The organism is Stagnimonas aquatica (genome assembly GCF_003730135.1).
Lineage (GTDB): Bacteria > Pseudomonadota > Gammaproteobacteria > Nevskiales > Nevskiaceae > Stagnimonas > Stagnimonas aquatica.
This window is the reverse complement of record NZ_RJVO01000004.1, coordinates 146,198-162,568: the sequence shown is the minus strand read 5'-3', so window position 1 is coordinate 162,568 and position 16,371 is coordinate 146,198. Positions and strand designations below refer to the sequence as shown.

Annotated in this window: 12 protein-coding genes; 5 read left to right on the top strand and 7 right to left on the bottom strand. The window is 68.8% G+C overall.

What is annotated here, in order from left to right:
• Nucleotides 1-47: 47 nt before the first annotated feature.
• The gene (locus ED208_RS10295; protein ID WP_123211813.1) at nt 48-1,550 is read right to left on the bottom strand and encodes a flavin-containing monooxygenase; all 1,503 of its coding nucleotides are present in this window, start codon (nt 1,548-1,550) and stop codon (nt 48-50) included.
• A gap of 114 nt (nt 1,551-1,664) precedes the next feature.
• Here ED208_RS10295 and ED208_RS10290 point away from each other — a divergent pair, with 114 nt between their 5' ends.
• The gene (locus ED208_RS10290; RefSeq protein WP_199720589.1) at nt 1,665-2,696 is read left to right on the top strand and encodes an AraC family transcriptional regulator; all 1,032 of its coding nucleotides are present in this window, start codon (nt 1,665-1,667) and stop codon (nt 2,694-2,696) included.
• Between the two features lie 159 nt (nt 2,697-2,855).
• Here ED208_RS10290 and ED208_RS10285 read toward each other — a convergent pair whose 3' ends face one another.
• From ED208_RS10285 to ED208_RS10265, 5 genes are read right to left on the bottom strand one after another with little or no spacing between them, the layout of a single operon-like run.
• A complete protein-coding gene (locus tag ED208_RS10285; protein WP_123211812.1) occupies nt 2,856-5,270 on the bottom strand; it encodes a c-type cytochrome in 2,415 nt (804 codons plus the stop codon).
• The gene (gene roxB, locus ED208_RS10280; RefSeq protein ID WP_123211811.1) at nt 5,267-7,675 is read right to left on the bottom strand and encodes a rubber dioxygenase RoxB; all 2,409 of its coding nucleotides are present in this window, start codon (nt 7,673-7,675) and stop codon (nt 5,267-5,269) included. Before roxB ends, ED208_RS10285 begins: the two co-directional genes overlap by 4 nt.
• Nucleotides 7,672-8,961 carry a DUF3570 domain-containing protein gene (locus ED208_RS10275; protein ID WP_123211810.1) on the bottom strand — a complete coding sequence of 430 codons (1,290 nt, stop codon included), beginning with the start codon at nt 8,959-8,961 and terminating at the stop codon, nt 7,672-7,674. Before ED208_RS10275 ends, roxB begins: the two co-directional genes overlap by 4 nt.
• A 9-nt stretch (nt 8,962-8,970) precedes the next feature.
• Complete coding sequence (locus ED208_RS10270; protein ID WP_123211809.1) at nt 8,971-9,189, bottom strand: DUF4266 domain-containing protein; 219 nt, start codon at nt 9,187-9,189, stop codon at nt 8,971-8,973.
• Nucleotides 9,186-9,698 carry a TlpA family protein disulfide reductase gene (locus ED208_RS10265; protein ID WP_158608509.1) on the bottom strand — a complete coding sequence of 171 codons (513 nt, stop codon included), beginning with the start codon at nt 9,696-9,698 and terminating at the stop codon, nt 9,186-9,188. The genes ED208_RS10270 and ED208_RS10265 overlap by 4 nt, the downstream gene beginning before the upstream one ends.
• A gap of 153 nt (nt 9,699-9,851) precedes the next feature.
• On the opposite strand from ED208_RS10265, the gene ED208_RS10260 reads away from it, so the two are divergent.
• Both ED208_RS10260 and ED208_RS10255 read left to right on the top strand, forming a co-directional pair.
• On the top strand, nt 9,852-10,568 hold the full coding sequence (locus ED208_RS10260) for a TetR/AcrR family transcriptional regulator (protein ID WP_123211807.1): 717 nt from the start codon (nt 9,852-9,854) through the stop codon (nt 10,566-10,568).
• Complete coding sequence (locus tag ED208_RS10255; protein WP_123211806.1) at nt 10,565-12,244, top strand: AMP-binding protein; 1,680 nt, start codon at nt 10,565-10,567, stop codon at nt 12,242-12,244. The genes ED208_RS10260 and ED208_RS10255 overlap by 4 nt, the downstream gene beginning before the upstream one ends.
• Here the strand turns inward: ED208_RS10255 and ED208_RS10250 are convergent.
• Nucleotides 12,168-12,866 (bottom strand): TetR/AcrR family transcriptional regulator, encoded by a 699-nt coding sequence (locus ED208_RS10250; RefSeq protein WP_158608508.1) that lies wholly within the window; start codon nt 12,864-12,866, stop codon nt 12,168-12,170. The two genes, ED208_RS10255 and ED208_RS10250, sit on opposite strands and share 77 nt — an antisense overlap.
• An 80-nt stretch (nt 12,867-12,946) precedes the next feature.
• Here ED208_RS10250 and ED208_RS10245 point away from each other — a divergent pair, with 80 nt between their 5' ends.
• Entirely contained in the window at nt 12,947-13,825 is an 879-nt protein-coding gene (locus tag ED208_RS10245) for an oxygenase MpaB family protein (protein ID WP_123211804.1), read from the top strand.
• Nucleotides 13,822-15,849, top strand: a complete 2,028-nt coding sequence (locus tag ED208_RS10240) for a linalool dehydratase/isomerase domain-containing protein (RefSeq protein WP_123211803.1) — start codon at nt 13,822-13,824, stop codon at nt 15,847-15,849. The genes ED208_RS10245 and ED208_RS10240 overlap by 4 nt, the downstream gene beginning before the upstream one ends.
• Nucleotides 15,850-16,371: the final 522 nt, after the last annotated feature.

The window sequence follows — 16,371 nt, the reverse complement described above, 5'->3', positions numbered from 1 at the left end:
TCGTCTTGTTGTTTGCTACCCGCGTGGAAGCAGGCGGCGACGCAGCTTCAGGCGCTCTGCCCAGCCGAGGTCGGCGCTTGCGCTCCGGCGAGCTGGTAGTGCGCCAGATCGGGCCTGGCAGTGCGCCGGCGGTACTCGCGCATCAGGCCGATCCAGTTGTTGGTGTTGCGGCCCTCGGCGGTCTTGTACCAGGACTGGCAACTGCCCTCGAAGGTGGACTCGGCGCTGCGCCGCTGCACCTCGGCGACGAACTCGGCCTGCACCTCGGGCCGCAGATCGGCATAGCGCCAGCCGTCGGCGCGCTGGGCGGCAATCAGCTGACCGATGTAGCGCTGCTGGCTTTCCAGCATGTGGACGATGGAGCCGGAGCCGACATTGGTATTGGGCCCGTAGAGCAGGAACAGATTGGGAAAGCCGCTGACGCTGATGCCCAGATAAGCCTCGGCCCCGCCCCGCCACTGCTCGCGCAGCTCGCGGCCGCCGAGGCCACGGATCTGCATCGGCGCCAAGAACTCGGTGGCGGCAAAGCCGGTGCCGTAGATCACCGCATCCACCTCGCGGAGCTTGCCGTCGGCCGTGCGCACGCCCTTGGGCTCCAGGGCCTGCACCGCCTCGCTGACCACCTCGACGTTGGTCCGGGTCAGGGCCGGATACCAGTCGTTGCTGAGCAGGATGCGCTTGCAGCCCACCGGGAAGTCCGGCGTCAGCCGCCGGCGCAGCGCCGGGTCGCGGACCTGCCGCCAGAGCTGGAACTTGGCCAGCCCGGTCACCAGGCGCTCCAGCCAGCGATGGCCCATGTAGGCGCAGGCGAGCAGCTCGGTGATGGCGTAGATGCGCAGTCGGTCCAGCTTCTCGATCACCGGCAGGCGGTTGAGCAGACCGCGCATGAACGGCGAGATCGGCCGCTCGACCTTGGGGATGGTCCAGCCCGGGGTGCGCTGGTAGAGGTAGAGCTGCTTCACCTGCTTGGCGATTTCCGGCACGAACTGCACGGCGCTGGCGCCGGTGCCGATCACCGCCACGGTCTTGCCCTTCAGCTCGTAGCCGTGATCCCAGTGCGCGGAGTGGAAGGCCTTGCCGGCAAAGTGATCGCCGCCAGGAATGCGCGGATACGCCGGCCGGTGCAGCTGGCCGACGGCGCTGATCAGAAATCGCGCCTCGTGCACACCACCGCCGGCGAGGCGGATGCGCCAGACGCCGCGCGTGGCGTCGAAGTCCGCGCCCTCGACGGCGGTGCGGAAGCGGATGTGCCTCAGCAAGTCGAACTTGCGGCTGCAATGGCGCAGGTAGTCGAGGATTTCCGGCTGCCGGGCGTAGCGCCAGGCCCAGGGATAGTGGCTCTCGAAGGAGAACGAATAGAGGTGCGAGGGCACGTCGCAGCCGGCGCCCGGGTAGCGGTTCTCGCGCCAGGTGCCGCCGACCTCGTCGGCCTTCTCGAAGATCACCAGCGAGTCTATGCCCGCCTGCTTCAGCTGCCAGGCCATGCCCAGGCCGCCGAAACCGGTGCCGATGATCGCGACCGTGCTGGCGCTGCTAGTCTCCGCCGTCATGCTCCCTGCTCTCCTCCGAAAGGGTCTCGCAGCATTGCCGCATTCGCCGGTGGCGTGGATGACGGCCTCGGACATTCGATTGATAATCCGGGCCAGTTTCCCACCTCCCCGCCCATGTCGCTGACCGAAGTGCGCCGCAACATGGTCAGCGCGCAGCTGCTGGCCCGCTTCGCCACCGAGCGCGGCCTGTCGCAGGCCGCCTGCCTGGAGGGCACCGGCATAAGCGTCGAGGCACTGGCCGACCCGCAGACCGAGATCGGCGCCGAGCAGGAGCTGCGACTGGCGCGCAACCTGCTGCGCGGCCTCGGCCCGCAGCCGGGTCTGGGCCTGGAAGCCGGTCTGCGCTATCACCTGGCCACCTACGGCATCTGGGGCTTCGCCCTGCTCAGTTGCAAGAACTTCCGGGCCGTCGCCGAAGTGGTGGAGCGCTATCTCGACCTGAGCTACGCCTTCATCCGCTTCCGCACCCGCATCGAACCCGGCCTGCTGCAGATCCTGCTCGACGACAGCGCCCTGCCCGAAGACCTGCGGCCGTTCTTCCTGGAACGCGACTTCGCCGCCTGGTCCAACGCCATGCGCGAGCTGCAACCGCAGGGTCTGCCGGTGCAGGCGGTGGAGCTGCGGCTGCCGCGCCCGATGGATGTCGCCCGCTATGTCGCGCTGTGCGGCGTGGAGCCGCGCTTCGACGCCGAGTACAACCGCATCCACCTCGACCCGGCGCTGCTCGATGCGCCGCTGCCGCAGGGCAATGCCCTGATCGCCCAGCTCTGCCTGGAGCAGTGCCGGCAGTTGCTGGAAAAGCGCCGTCGCCGCGATGGCATCGCCGGCCAGGTGCGCGAGCGGCTGTTCCAGCGGGCCGGGCAGATGCCCTCGCTGGACAGCATCGCCGCCGAGCTGCAACTGGCGCCACGCAGCCTGCGCCGGCACCTGGAGCAGGAAGGCACCAGCTTCCGCGCGCTCGCCGACGAGGTGCTGGAAACCCTCGCCGAGGAGCTGCTGATCGTCGCCCACATGAAGCTGGAGGAAGTCGCCCAGCGCCTGGGCTATGCCGAGCCGGCCAGCTTCATCCATGCCTTCAAGCGCTGGAAGGGCGTCTCGCCCAACGCCTACCGCGAGCAGCGGCGCCAGGCCGCGCCCGGCCGCTAAAGCATTTTTGAGTCAAGACCACACGAATATCGTCATACCGGCGAAAGCCGGTATCCAGTCCTGCAAGCCGGGAAACCTTGGCCGGTACTGGATTCCGGCTTGCGCCGGAATGACGGGATTGGATGTCTCCATACATGTAAACGAAAAATGTACTAAGACTCACAGCGTCTTCAGGTACTCGATCAGCGCCCGCCGCTCGGCGTCGCTGAGCACGCGGCTGAACTCGTGGCCCTGGCGACCCTGGCTGTAGGCCAGGGTGTTGTAGATCTTGCGGCGCTCGATCTCGGCGCTGGTCATCAGCGGCGGCGTCGGCAGATACCAGAGCAACGGGTTGTTGCCGTGGATGCCGGATAGCAGGCGCTGCAGCAGGGTCGGCGCCTCCGGATCACCGGGATCGCAGTCCACATAGGGCAAGGCGCCACCGACTCCGCAGGCCAGGGCCTCGTACTTCCAGCCCAGGCGGGCCGGGTCGTAGGCGCGCGCCAGATCGCTGTCGTAGCCCATCACCACCTGCCCTTGCTGATCGGCGCGCGCGGGCGCCGACAGCCGCCGCCAGATCGCCGGCCGGCTGTTGGGATCGAGCACGCCCCAGACATCCGGCACCGCGCCATTGTGGAAATACGGCGCGCTGGCCCAGACCCCGTACAGCGGCGGCGCCAGATAGCCCGGCGCGCGACTGCCGCGCAGCTCCGAGCGGTTCTGCGGCCCGCAGTCGAGGTGCTCGGGGCCACCAACGGTTTCCGGGTAGGCGAAGAAGTCCTTCTTGCCGTAGACCTCGGCCGCCTCGTTGTCGCTGTCCACCCGCGCCGGATCGGTGCCGATCAGATCGCGCGGCACGATGTAGCTGGCCTGGCCTTCCAGCGCCGGGCTGTCGAGATAGGCCGGGTCGTGCGCGTAGCGCGGCGAGTAGACGCCGTGGCAACTGGCGCAGGAGCCGTTGCCACCGGCCGGGCGCGGCGTCGGGTTGTCGAGCCCGGCAGCCCAGAGATCCTTGGCGTGGAACAGGATCGCGCCCTGCTCGGCCAGCGCGCGGTCCACCGCCAGCGGGTACGCGGGCGCCTTCAGCGACATCAGGTAGGTATCGCCGGCGCGCGCATGCGCCCGCACCCAGGCAGTGGCGGCGGCGGTGTCGAAGGGGATGGGCGCATCCATCATCGGGATGAAGAAGCCCAGGTCGGAGCGCAGCGCGTCCATCGCCAGGAAGCCGTCCTGAAACTTCACCGCGCGGTGGCCCATGTTCCACCAGGCGGGTGCGTCCAGCGAGCCGCCGTTGGGCGCGGTGAAGAAGAACTGGAAGGCCTCGGCACTGAGCTGCGCGTCCAGGGTCAGGAGCACGATGATCTGCAGCGCCAGAGCGTTGTTGGTGCCACGGGTCTTGCCGACGCTGATCGCGCTCAGCGAGCCGGCGCCAGGCAGGTTCAAACCCAGGCCGGTCTCGTTGAGCAGCAGCGGAAAATCGCTGAGGCTGTTGCCATTGCCGAGGACGGCATTGCGAGCCTCGGCATCGCCTCCCGCCGCGCCGCTGTGGCAGGCGTGGCAGGTGACGCCGATGCTGCCGCTGTAGCGACCGTCGGCGGCGCGCAACTGGGTGAGCGCGGTCGGCAACTGGCCGCTGCCGCCGTCGCTGGCATTGGGGTCTTCGCCCGGCAGCGGATAGGGGTTGCGGGCGCTCGAAAGCGACAGTCCGTAGCGCTCGGCGGCCAGGCGGTCGAAGTTGTCCGGCCGCGCGCGCAGGCCCCATTTCTTCCACAGGCTGGCGTAGGTGTCGGCGCTGAACGACAGGAAGCCGTCGGTATCGGTGCCGGCGAAGAAGCTGCCGGCGCCGGTGGCGCCATTGCCGAGGATCAAGGCCTCGCCGCGCGCCGCGAACTCGCGCAGCTCGCCGCAGCTCCGCGCCGGCGGCTCCTCGCCGACCAGGGCCGGATCGGCGTGGCAGTCCTTCCAGTAGGCGTTGAAGTACACCGCCTTGCCGGCATTGACGCCGGGCCGGATCAGCGACCGTGGATCGGCGGGGAGCGGCGTCGCATCCGGCTGGCCGGCACAGAAATCGAACCAGTAGTGCCCACCGCGCGCACTGCCCAGCAAGGGCTGCTCCTCGACGCTGCCACCACCGCCACCGAGCTGGCAGGCGGCAGGATCGACATAGCCCTGCAACAGCGCTGCCATCTCCACGTAGGCCGCCGAACCCGTCGGCCAGGGCGCGCCGCCGCTGTGGCTGCGGGTGTCGGTGCCGGAGGCCATGCGCAGGATGCGCGAGGGCGTGCTCGCCGCACCGCCCAGGGCTTCCCAGGAGGCTTTCAGCTTGGCGGCATCCTGCGCGCGGTCGCTACCGAGCTGGAACAGGCGGCCATCCGGCACATCGCCCAGGCCACCCGGCACATGGCAGGTGCGGCAGTAGTCCAGCCGGGGCTGAACGCGGGTGCTGAACAGCGTCGCGCAGTCCTTCACCGCGCCGGTATCGCCGCCGCCAGGCTTGGGCTCGGCAGGCAGGTCGTAGTTGCCGGCCGAGCCGCAGCCGGCCAGCAGCAGCGCGGCCAGCGCCAGCGCGGCGGCAGACCGGAGCGGCGGGCTCATAGCGTCTTCAGGTACTCGATCAGCGCCCGCCGCTCGGCATCCGTGAGCACCGCCGTGAACTCGTGGCCGGCCTTGCTCTGGCTGTACATCGCGGTGTTGTAGACCTTGCGGTCCTCGATCTGGGCATTGCTCAGGATCGGCAGATTGAGCAGGTTCCAGGCCAGCCCGCCATTGCCCCAGATCAGGCCCAGCACGTCCTGCACGCTCTGGCCGCCGTCGTTGGGATTGCAGTCCAGATAGGGCACCGTGCCGGCGGTGCCGCAGCTCAGGGTTTCGTGATTCCAGCCCAGGTGCGTGGCGTCGTAGCCGCGCTCCAGACTGGCGTCGTAGCCCATCACCACCTGACCTTCCTGATCGGCGCGCGCCGGCGTCGACAGCCGCCGCCAGATCGCCGGACGGTCTTCGGGCTTGAGCACCTGCCAGACCGTCGGCACCGCGCCGTTGTGGAAGTACGGCGCGGTCGCCCACACCCCATACAGCGGCGGCGCCAGATAGCCGAGCTTGCGGCTGCCGCGCAGGGCGCTGTCGTTCCAGTCGCCACACAGCGGCGCGCCGTTGTCGGCAAACGGACCGTCGGCGTAGGCGAACCAGTTGTAGCGCGCATAGTCGGCGACCAACTGGCTGTTGCCGTCGAGCCGGCGCGGATCGGTGCCGATGATCTCGATGGGGGTGATGTAGGCGGCGATGCCCTCCATCACCGGGTCTTCCAGAAACGCCGGGTCGTGCACATAGCGCGGCGAGTAGGCGCCGTGGCAGCTCGCGCAGGAGCCATTGCCGCCTTCCGGGCGCGGCACCGGGTTGTTGAGACCGCTGCCCCAGAGATCCTTGGCGTGGAACAGGATCGCGCCCTGCTCGGCCAGCGCGGTGTCGATGGCGCCCAGCTTGGCCGCCGGCCAGACCGGCGCCTTCAGCGAGGAAATCCAGGCGTCGCTGTCCTGCTGGTGTTCGAGGATCCAGTCGCGACCGGCCTGGTTGTTGGGCGTGACCGCGTCCGGAAAGTGGAAGGACAGCTCGATGCGCTTGGAGCTCATCACCTGGCCACCGTCGAAGAACTTCGCCGGCCGGTGTCCGACGTTCCACCACACCGGCGGGTCCTCGGTGCCGGTCGAGGGCTGGGTCTGCACCGACAGGTAGCGCAGCAGGCCCAGCAGGTTGTCGGCGGAATCGTCGAACAGCGTCAGCGTGCCGAACAACTGGAAGTTGGTGATGTTGCCGGTGCCGCGCACCTTGTTCTGCGAGATCACCGACAGCGCCGCCTGCTGCGGGGCGATGCGGCCGAGGTCGGTGAACATCACGGTGATGTCGCTCTGGCTGTTGGTGCCGTAGAGCGGTCCCAGGCCGGGGCCGTCGGCGACGCTGCCGACCTGGCCGCCGTGGCAGATGCTGCAGGTGGCGTTGAGCTGGCCGGTCCAGCGGCCGTCGGCCTCGCGCAACTGGGTCAGGCCCACCGGCAACTGGCCGCTGCCGCCGTCGCTGGCATTGGGGTCTTCGCCGGGCAGCGGATAGGGATTGCGGGTCGCCGACAGCGGCATGCCCCAGCGCTCGGCCATCAACTGGTCGAAGTTGTCGGGGCGCGCCGGCAGTCCCATCACCTGGTCCCAGAGCGTGTTGTAGCGCTCGGCGCTGAACGAGAAGCTGGAGCTGGCGTGATCGCCGGAGAACATGCTGCCGGCGCCGATCTCGCCGTCGCTGGCGACGATGGGAAAACCACGCGCCACCCGCGCGCGCTGCTCGCCGCAATTGGCCGGCTGGTCGTCGGCCTGGCAGCTCGCCCACCAGGCGTTCATCAGCACCGCCTTGCCGGCGTTGAAGCCCGGAATCACCCGCGCTCGCGGGTCACCGGGCAGCGGCGTCTCGTCCGACTTGCCTTCGCAGAAGTCGTCCCAGTAATGGCCACCGCGCGCGCTGCCCAGCAAGGGCTGTTCCTCGACGCTGCCACCGCCGCCGCCGAGCTGGCAGGCGGCAGGATCGACATAGCCCTGCAACAGCGCCGCCATCTCCACGTAGGCCGCCGAACCCGTCGGCCAGGGCGCGCCGCCGCTGTGGCTGCGGGTGTCGGTGCCGGAGGCCATGCGCAGGATGCGCGAGGGCGTGCTCGCCGCGCCGCCCAGGGCTTCCCAGGAGGCTTTCAGCCTGGCGGCATCTTGCGCGCGGTCGCCGCCGAGCTGGAACAGGCGGCCGTCCGGCACATCGCCCAGGCCACCGGGCACATGGCAGGTGCGGCAGTAGTCCAGCCGGGGCTGAACGCGGGTGCTGAACAGCGTCGCGCAGTCCTTCACCGTCCCGGTATCGCCGCCGCCAGGCTTGGGCTCGGCAGGCAGATCGTAGTTGCCGGCCGAGCCGCAGCCGGTGAGCAGCAGCGCGGCCAGCAGGGCAAGCGCGGAGAACCCACGGACGGTGCTCATGGCGTCACCGGAATGACTTGCACCGGGGTCGGCAGCGCCGGCTCCGGCTGTAGCGTGCTGGTACCGCGCGGCGCCGGTGGCGCCAGCGACCATTGGTAGCTGACGGCGGCGCTGACCACCAGGAAATCCACCAGCCCCGGACTCTCGTCGCGCACCGCGCGCAGCGCCAGATCGCCATCGCTTTCATAGGCTTCGACGGCGGCCGCGAAGGAAAAACCGCGCCAGCTCTTCTCCGCCGCGATGCGGCCGCTGAGCGCCCCGTAGGCCGAAAGCCGGTAGTCGCTGCTGTAGTAGCCGTCCTCGCGGGCGACGGTGTAGTAGGGCCGGTAGAAGTTGGCGTGGCCCTGCTGATACCAGCGCAGGCTGGGCGTCAGCCGCCAGTCGGCCGGCAGCTTCTGTACCCAGGCGACTTCCAGACTGTCGGAGGCCAGGCCCCAACTGTCGGTGTAGTAGCGGGCATCGACATGCAGCGCCGCCTGCAAGGACCGCAGGTAGTGACGCAGGCGGCCGGTCAGCGCCCACTGATTGCGGTCCTGCGGCCGGTTGTCCGGCAGCAACCGGGCATCGACATAGGCCAGCTTGTAGGGGTCGGAGAGATAGCCGTCGCTGTAGCTGTAGGACAAGGCCAGTTGCGCCACGGTTTGCGGCGTCAGCACCTGGCTGAGGCCGGCGTAGGCGGTGAAGCTGTCCTTGTCGGCCTTGGCGATGCGGTCGGGGAAGCGCGCGCTGCCGCCGTCGGTGGGCTTGAGCTGGTCGTAGGAGTAGCCGAGGCCGGCGGAGAGCGTGTTACGGCGCTGGTTGAAGTCCCACTCGGCTTCGACCCCGCCGGAGTAGGCGAGATAGTCGTCCTCCTTGGAAATCCCCAGGCTGAGCGCGCGCCGCCCCTGCTCCAGATGCTGCCGCGCACGGCCCTGCAAGACCGCGCGCCGGTCCTGGATGCTGGCGCCGGACAGCACCTGGATAGCCTGACCACCACTGCCGGGCGCCACATACCAGGGCGAGGCGCCGGACATGGTCTCCAGCATCAGGTCGGTCTTGAAGTCCCAGGCCTCGCCCTGCGGCTGCAGCCAGTGGAACTGGTGGCTGTCCACCCGATAGCGCTCGCCGGGACCGCCATTGGTGGCGCTGGCCGGCAGGGCTGCCTCCTGGTAGTGCGAATAGCGGTAGCCGGCTTCGACCGACTCGTCCGCCCAGGCCTGCGCCGGGCCGGAATAGCCGGGCAGCGCGGCGGCAGCAGCGCTCAGTGCCAGCAGCGCTGGCGAAGTCGCAATCCTGTCCTTGCTCATGGCAGGCGCTCAGTTGCAGCCACAGCCGCCGCCACCCAGGGCCGGGCCACCGATCGCGGCCTCCTTGCTCTGGTAGGTGTGGCTGCGGATCGCGCCCTCTTCCACCAGACCGCGTTCCCAGGCCATCTCCGGCCGGGCCAGGTCCTCGCGTTGCCAGGGCTGCACCGGTTGCAGGCCGCAACCGGCCAGCAACAGCGCGCCCGCCAGGAGCAGGCTCTTGGTCTTCATGATTTCTCCTCCAGCAATTTTTCGATCTCGGAACGGATCGTTGGCAGATCAGACCGACGGAAGCCCTGGTGGATGTAGCGCACCCGGCCCTGGCGATCGAGCAGATAGGCGGACGGCATCTGGCCGATCCCGAACGGCAGCAGGCTGGCCGGCTCTGGTGCGGCCAGCGTCGGATAGCGCAGGCCCAGTTGGCGGACGACCTGCAAGGCCTTGCCGCGTTCCTCGTCCAGGCTGACCCCGAGCACCTCGAAACCGCGTACCGCGTACTCGGCGCGCAGGCCGTCGAGCAGGGGCAGCGAGATACGGCAAGGCGCGCACCAGGTGGCCCAGAAGTCGAGATAGACGACCCGGCCGCGATAATCGGCGAGGCCTTGCGATTCGCCACCGGCCAGGGGCTCGGCGCGCAACTCCGGCGCCGGACTGCCGAGCGAAGGCGGCGCCGCCTGGGCGGCCAAGGCCAGCAGCCCGCCCAGGGCCGAAAGCCAGGCGGCAGCGCGGCGGATTCTCACGTTCTCTCCTCCGTGGATCTCGTTATGACGCCATAGTCTGCCTGTCGGCCGCCACTGCCCATAGCCCGAACGGCCAGGGCGTTGATAGTTTTGACCGGCCGCCGCGCGGCCCCACCGCGAGTCTTTTATTGACATTTGTCAATTCAAAACCCGATGGCTACTCTCGCCGCCATGCACGAGGACCTCGACCCGCAGGCGGTCGCCAGACAACCCACCCAGCAGCGCGCCCGCGAGCGCTTCGACCGCATCCTGCTGGAAGCCGAAACCCTGCTGCTCGAACAGGGGCTGTCGGGCTTCTCGATTCCGGTGCTGGCCGAGCGCCTGGGCTACACCCGTGGCAGCGTCTACGCCTACTTCCCCACGCCCTACGCCATCCTCAACGAGCTGGTCGACCGCTACCTGGGGCAACTGGAAACGGTGTTCACCTCGCGCCGCGAGGAGCTGCGTCGGGTGGGACTCGGGGAAGGCATCCGCCGGATCGTCCAGCACGCCGCCGACTTCCACAACACTCAGCCGGCGGCGCGGCTGCTGATCCTCGGCGGCGCGGTCACCGACGACAGCTACCGCGCCCAGGAGCGCACCAACAAGCGTCTCGGCGACCTCGGCCGCATGGTCTGGTACGGCGGCGCGGCGCTGCCCGCTGGCCTGCCCGACATCACCACCCTGGCGGCCGATCTCGGCACCGCCTGCTTCCGTCGCTCCTACTTCGAGCACGGCGAGATCACCCCGCCCTACCGCGAGGCTGCGGCCCAGGCGATGACCGGTTTCCTGGCCGCCTACGCACCGGCACTGGCGGCGGCCAGCGACAGCAGCACCCGCAGCACGACACACAAACCAGCCGCACAGAAAATCACGAGGAGAAACCGATGACATCCGGACTGCAAGAACGCAGCCCCCTGGCCTGCCTGTATCACTGGAAGAAGACCCAGCCGCAGACCGTACACTTCGTCCAGCCCACCGGCGGTGGTCAGGTCAGCGAGTACACCTGGGCGCAGATCCTCGACGAGGTGCGGCGCATGGCCGCGCACCTGCAATCGCTGCAACTGCCACCGCGCAGCCAGATCGCTCTCCTGGGCAAGAACAGCGCGCACTGGATCATGGCCGACTGGGCAATCTGGATGGCCGGCCACGTCAGCGTGCCGCTCTACCCCACGCTCAACGCCGACACCGTGCGCTACATCCTGGAACACAGCGGCGCGAAGCTACTGTTCCTCGGCAAGCTCGACGACTGGCCGGCCATGCAGTCCGGCGTGCCGGCGTCGATGCCGATCGTCCGTCTGCCGTTGTCGCCGGAAGCCCGTGGCGAAAGCTGGTCGGAACTGATCGCAGACACCGCGCCGCTCCAGGGCGAGCCGGACCGCAGGCCCGACGAGCTGGCCACCATCGTCTACACCTCCGGCAGCACCGGCCAACCCAAGGGCGTGATGCAGAGCTTCCGCTCGTTCCAGCTCTGCGGCAGCCTGCTCAACGAACTGTTCCCGCTCACCGCACAGGACCGCATGCTCTCCTACCTGCCGCTGGCGCACGTCGCCGAGCGGCTGATCGTCGAGAACGCCTCCACCTACCACGGCTTCAAGGTCTACTTCGCGGAGTCGCTGGAAACCTTCGTCAACGACCTGCGCCGCGCGAAGCCGACGATGTTCTTCTCGGTGCCGCGCCTCTGGACCAAGTTCCACCTCGGGGTCTGCGCCAAGCTGCCGCTGAAGAAGCAGCGCCTGCTGTTCCGCATCCCCCTGCTCGGCCGCAAGGTCAAGCGCAAGATCCTCGAACAGCTGGGCCTGGAGCATGTCCGTATCGCCGTCACCGGCGCGGCGCCACTGCCGGCCCCCATCGTCGCCTGGTACCGCAGCCTGGGGCTCGACCTGCTGGAGGCCTACGGCATGAGCGAGAACTTCGCCTACTCGCATTTCACCCGCCCCGGCGACGCCAAGACCGGCTACGTCGGCCCGCCCAATCCGGGCGTGGACTGTCGCATCGGTGACAACGGCGAGATTCTGGTGAAGAGCCCGGCGCAGATGATGGGCTACTACCTGGCAGCCGAGGCCACCGCCGAAGCCTATACCGCCGACGGTTACTTCAAGACCGGCGACATGGGCGAGGTGGACAGCGAGAACCGCCTGCGCATCACCGGCCGGGTCAAGGAACTGTTCAAGACCAGCAAGGGCAAGTACGTCGCGCCGGTCCCCATCGAGAACAAGCTGGGCGCACACCCCAAGCTGGAAGTGGTCTGCGTCGGCGGCGCCAACCAGGCGGCGACCTATGCGCTGGCGCTGCTCTCGGAGGACACCCGCAAGCAGCTCGGCGCCGGCGGCGACCGTGCCGTGATCGAAACCGAGCTGGTGACGCTGATGGAGCAGGTCAACACCGGCCTGGACCCGCACGAGCACCTGCAGTTCATCACCGTGGTCAGGGAGGTCTGGGGCATCGACAACGGCTTCCTGACGCCAACCATGAAGATCAAGCGCAACGTCATCGAGAAACACTACGAGCCGCAGGTGGAGCGCTGGTTCCGGAGCGGCCGGCCGGTGATCTGGGAAGGCGCTTGAGCGGCGCACCGGCGCCGGCCCGCTTGGTCGGCGCCGGCAGCAGCGCCGCCGCCATCTCCGCGAAGCACTCGATGATCTGCTCGCGGCGGGCCTGCGGACTCGGCTCGCTGATGTAGCGGACGATGGTGAACAGCACGCTGTTGACCAGCACGTAGACCTTGGTCGGCAGATCCTGCACCGGCCGCCGCGCCGGGTGGTGCATCAGGTACACCCCGAGCGCGGTGGTCATCTGCCGCTCCAGGTCGTTCATCACCGCCACGAATTCGAGTTGCGCCCAGTAGCGGGTCACCCGCAGGTAGCGCTGGCGGTCGGTTTCCAGATAGCTCCAGACCGCGTGCAGCAGATCGCGCACGAAATCCTCGATGCTCTTGTTCGGCAGGCGCTCGATCTCGGCCGCCACCAGCGCCTTGAGGCCGACGGTAATCCGCTCCAGCACGGCGGCGTAAAGGTCTTCCTTGCGGGCGAAGTACTGGTAGAGCGAACCGACGCTGACGCCGGCGCGTTCGGCGATCCGCGCGGCCGTGGCCGCCGGCAGACCGTCCTCGGCGATGCAGATGGCCGTCGCCTCCACCAGGCTGTCGACCATCGAGCGGGACCGTCCCTGACGCGGCTTCTTGCGCATGACCCTGGCTCCAAACGCGAATTGAATGCGAACAAATATTCGCATTAGGCTCGTCACATAGCCACCGAGGAGGGCATGCGATGACCGCCAGCAAGGCCGGTCGCTGGACCTGGGCGCGGGACCAGATCCAGCAGCTCGATGTCGAGCACGACTACCACCGCATTGCCCGCTTGTCGTTCGTGGTGCGCTACGGCACACCGATGTTCCTGCACGGCCTGTTCTCGGTCGCCTTCGTCTACAACGTCGGCATGCCGGCGATGGCGCGCATCCTGCACCGGGGCGGGCGCGGACCGATCCTGCGCGACACCCGCAAGCGCAACTTCGACTCGCTGGTCTTCTTCGGCGAGCTCTACCGCCACGGCGACAGTGAACCGAGCTGGCGCATCGCCGAACGGCTGGTCCGCATCCACGCCAATTTCCCGATCGACAACCGCATGTCGCTGTACACGCTGGCCACCCTTTCCTGCCTGCCGCGCCGGATCTCCGAGGACTACCTCGGCGAGCATGGGCTCAGCGACAAGGAATGCGAGGCCCAGTATCGCTTCTGGCGGCGCATGGGCGAGCTCATGCAGGTACGCGACATTCCCGGCAGCCAGGAGGCCTTCCTGGACTGGATGCGGCGCTTCGAGCAGGAGGAATTCCAGCCCAGCCCGGAGTGCACGGAGATCACCGCCGCGCTCGCGCAGGAGTGGTCCGAGTACTGGTTTCCGGCGCCGCTGCGCCGCACCGGCCGGGGGCTGTTCTACGCCCTGATCGACCCCGCCCTACGCCGTCGCCTGCAACTGCCCGAACCCCACCGCCTGCACTGCTGGCTGGCGCGCCAGGGCATACGCGCCCTGTTCTTCGCCAAGCGCTGGCTGCCCGACCCCGCCGACCGTCAGATCAGCGACTACTTCGGCCGCGCCTATGGGGCGCGTCCCGACATCCGCCAGGTCGGCTACAAGGCGGAGTCGCCATGAGCGCCGACGGACAGCTTTCGGCGCTCGGCTTTGCCATTGCCGGCCGACCGGTCGCCACCATCCCCACCAGCAAGGGCCTGGCCGGCCCGGTGACCCTGGCGCGCTGGCGCCGCACCGCCCTGGTCTATCTGCTGGTGCTGCTGCTGGGCACCGCGCTGGCCTGGGCCGGCGATGCGGCGCTGGCGAGCTTCGGCCTCGGGCTGGTGCTGCCGGGCGGCGGCTTTCTGATGCACGCCGGCCTGGGCGCGGGCTGGCTGCCACACCTGGGCCTTCTGGTCGCCAGCCTGGGACTGTTTCTGCTCTCCCTGCTGCTCTGGGTCGCCACCGGCAACCTGATCGCACCGGTGCTGGTCTGGCTGGGCAGCGCGCTGGCAGCAGCGGTCATGGATCACTGGCCGTCCACGCCCTGGCAAACCATTCTGCAGATGTGCCAGACGCCGGAGTTCACCCTCGCCCGCCTGTGGACCGAGACCCGGGTGTGGCTGCCCACCGGCATGCTGCTGCTGATCGCCGGCGGCGCCTATTCGGCCCAGCGCCGGCTGCCGCGCCAGCGCGCCGACTGCGCGCGCATCAACGCCTACCTCGCCGAGGCCCGCACCACGGTCACCCGCAGCCTGCGACCCGACAACGGTCTGCCCCTGGTGCAGCCGGTCTCGACGGACGATCTCGCCCTCTGGCGCTTCCTGCTCGACCGCGCGTTGCAGCCGGTGCAGGACTTCTCGGGCTTTGATCGCATCGACGAGTTCCGCGAGGCTGCCAAGCGCTACCAGATCTGCAACATCTCCTACATGTTGTCGATGCACGCCTACATCCGTGCCCCCGCCTTCCGCGGCTACCAGGCCGAGGCGCAGGAGCGGCTGAGCCAGAAGATGATGGACCACCGGGTCTGGAGCTACTGGCGCCTGGAGAATTTGTGGGGAAACCTGCGGGCCGATCCCAACCCCTTCGCTCGCGACAACATCATGTACTACGGCTGGTACGGCGGCATGCTCGGGCTCAACCTCTGCCTGGGCAATGGCGCGCACTACAACCAGCCCGGGGCGATCCGCCTGCAGCACCCCTCCGGCCGCGAGTACCGCTCCAGCTTCGGCGAGATCTGCCAGATCATCCGCCGCAACATGCAGCAGTCGGACTACTGCCTGTTCCCCTGCGAGCCGCGCTGGATCTACCCGATCTGCAACAACTTCGGCGCGCTCTCCCTCAAGTGCCACGACCGCCGCTACGGCAGCCACTACTGGGAGGAAATGCGCGAGCGCTACCAGCGCAGCCTGGAGGATGAGTTCGTCGGCCTGGATGGCCGCATCACCGCCATCCGCGACCACTACACCGGCATGACCATCCCGGCGCTGACCGCGACCATGGCCGACGCCGTCACCGCGCTGTTCCTGCACCCGCTGCTGCCGGAGATCGCCGGCCGCAGCTGGGAGATCATCCGCCACGACCTGATCCACTTCGACGACGCCGGCCTGCGCCTGAGCACCCGCGGCTGGGACCACATCGACTTCGGCAATTACCGACGCAGCCCTCTCAGCACCTATGCGCTGGTCGCCGCCTCAGCCCGCGAAATGGGCGACGACGAGGTCGCCGACCGCCTGCTGCTGCGTATCGAGGAGGAGTTTCCCAGCCAGGTCATCGACGGCGTGCGCCACTACCCGGGCGCCTCGGTCAGCAGCCATGCGGTGATCCATGCCGCGCGCATCCTGCGTGGCAACGGCTTTCACGATCTGGTCGAAGTGGGCATGCCGGCCGCCTGGGCCCAGGGGCCGATGCTGGAATCCGCACCCTACCCGCAGGTTCTGGTCGCCGCTGCGGTCTCCGACGGCCAAGCCCTGGAACTGCACCTGGTGGCCGGCACCGGGCCCGGCCGCTACCCGCTGGAACTCTCGCAACTGCGCCCGGGACGGCAGTACCGGCTGCGCGGTCTTGGCGAGGAACAGAGCCTGATGGCCGACGAGCAGGGCCGCGCGCGCCTGCAGGTCGATCTGCCGGCGCAGGCCCAGCTCCTCATCCACCCACGCGACTGAGAGCCGCCATGGCCTGCTGCCTGGTGGGGTCGCTGCTGATGGTGCTGGTCGCCGGCCTGTTGCGCTGGCTGCGAGGCTGGCTTCCCGGGGCAGGCGCACAAGCGCCGGAACGCTGGCGCCTGCATGCCGACCCCTGCACCCCGCCCTCGGCTCAGGCCGGGGCCAAAGCGGCGGCCCGCCCGGCCAGGCACCGGCGCAAGCTGCCGGCGCGAGTAGGGAGCGCGCTCTAGGGTGTGTCATCAATTACCTGGTCGCTGCGGCCGAAGGCTGTTTTGGGGCAGTGCAAGGAAGGCAGGGAGCGGAATAGTGGTTCTATTTCCCTCTCTGGCTGACGCCGCAATGCCCCAAAACAGTCCTGCGCCGACACGGTGTTTGCGCAGCAAGGGGTGCGGGAGACGCCGGTGGGGCTCGCTCCCGCACCCGCCTCGCGCGCTCGGGCACCGTGTCGCGAGCCCGCCCCACAGGGTTGCGGCCAAAACCGCGCATTGCGTCGTTGCGAGACTTGCTCAGGTTCCAACCTGC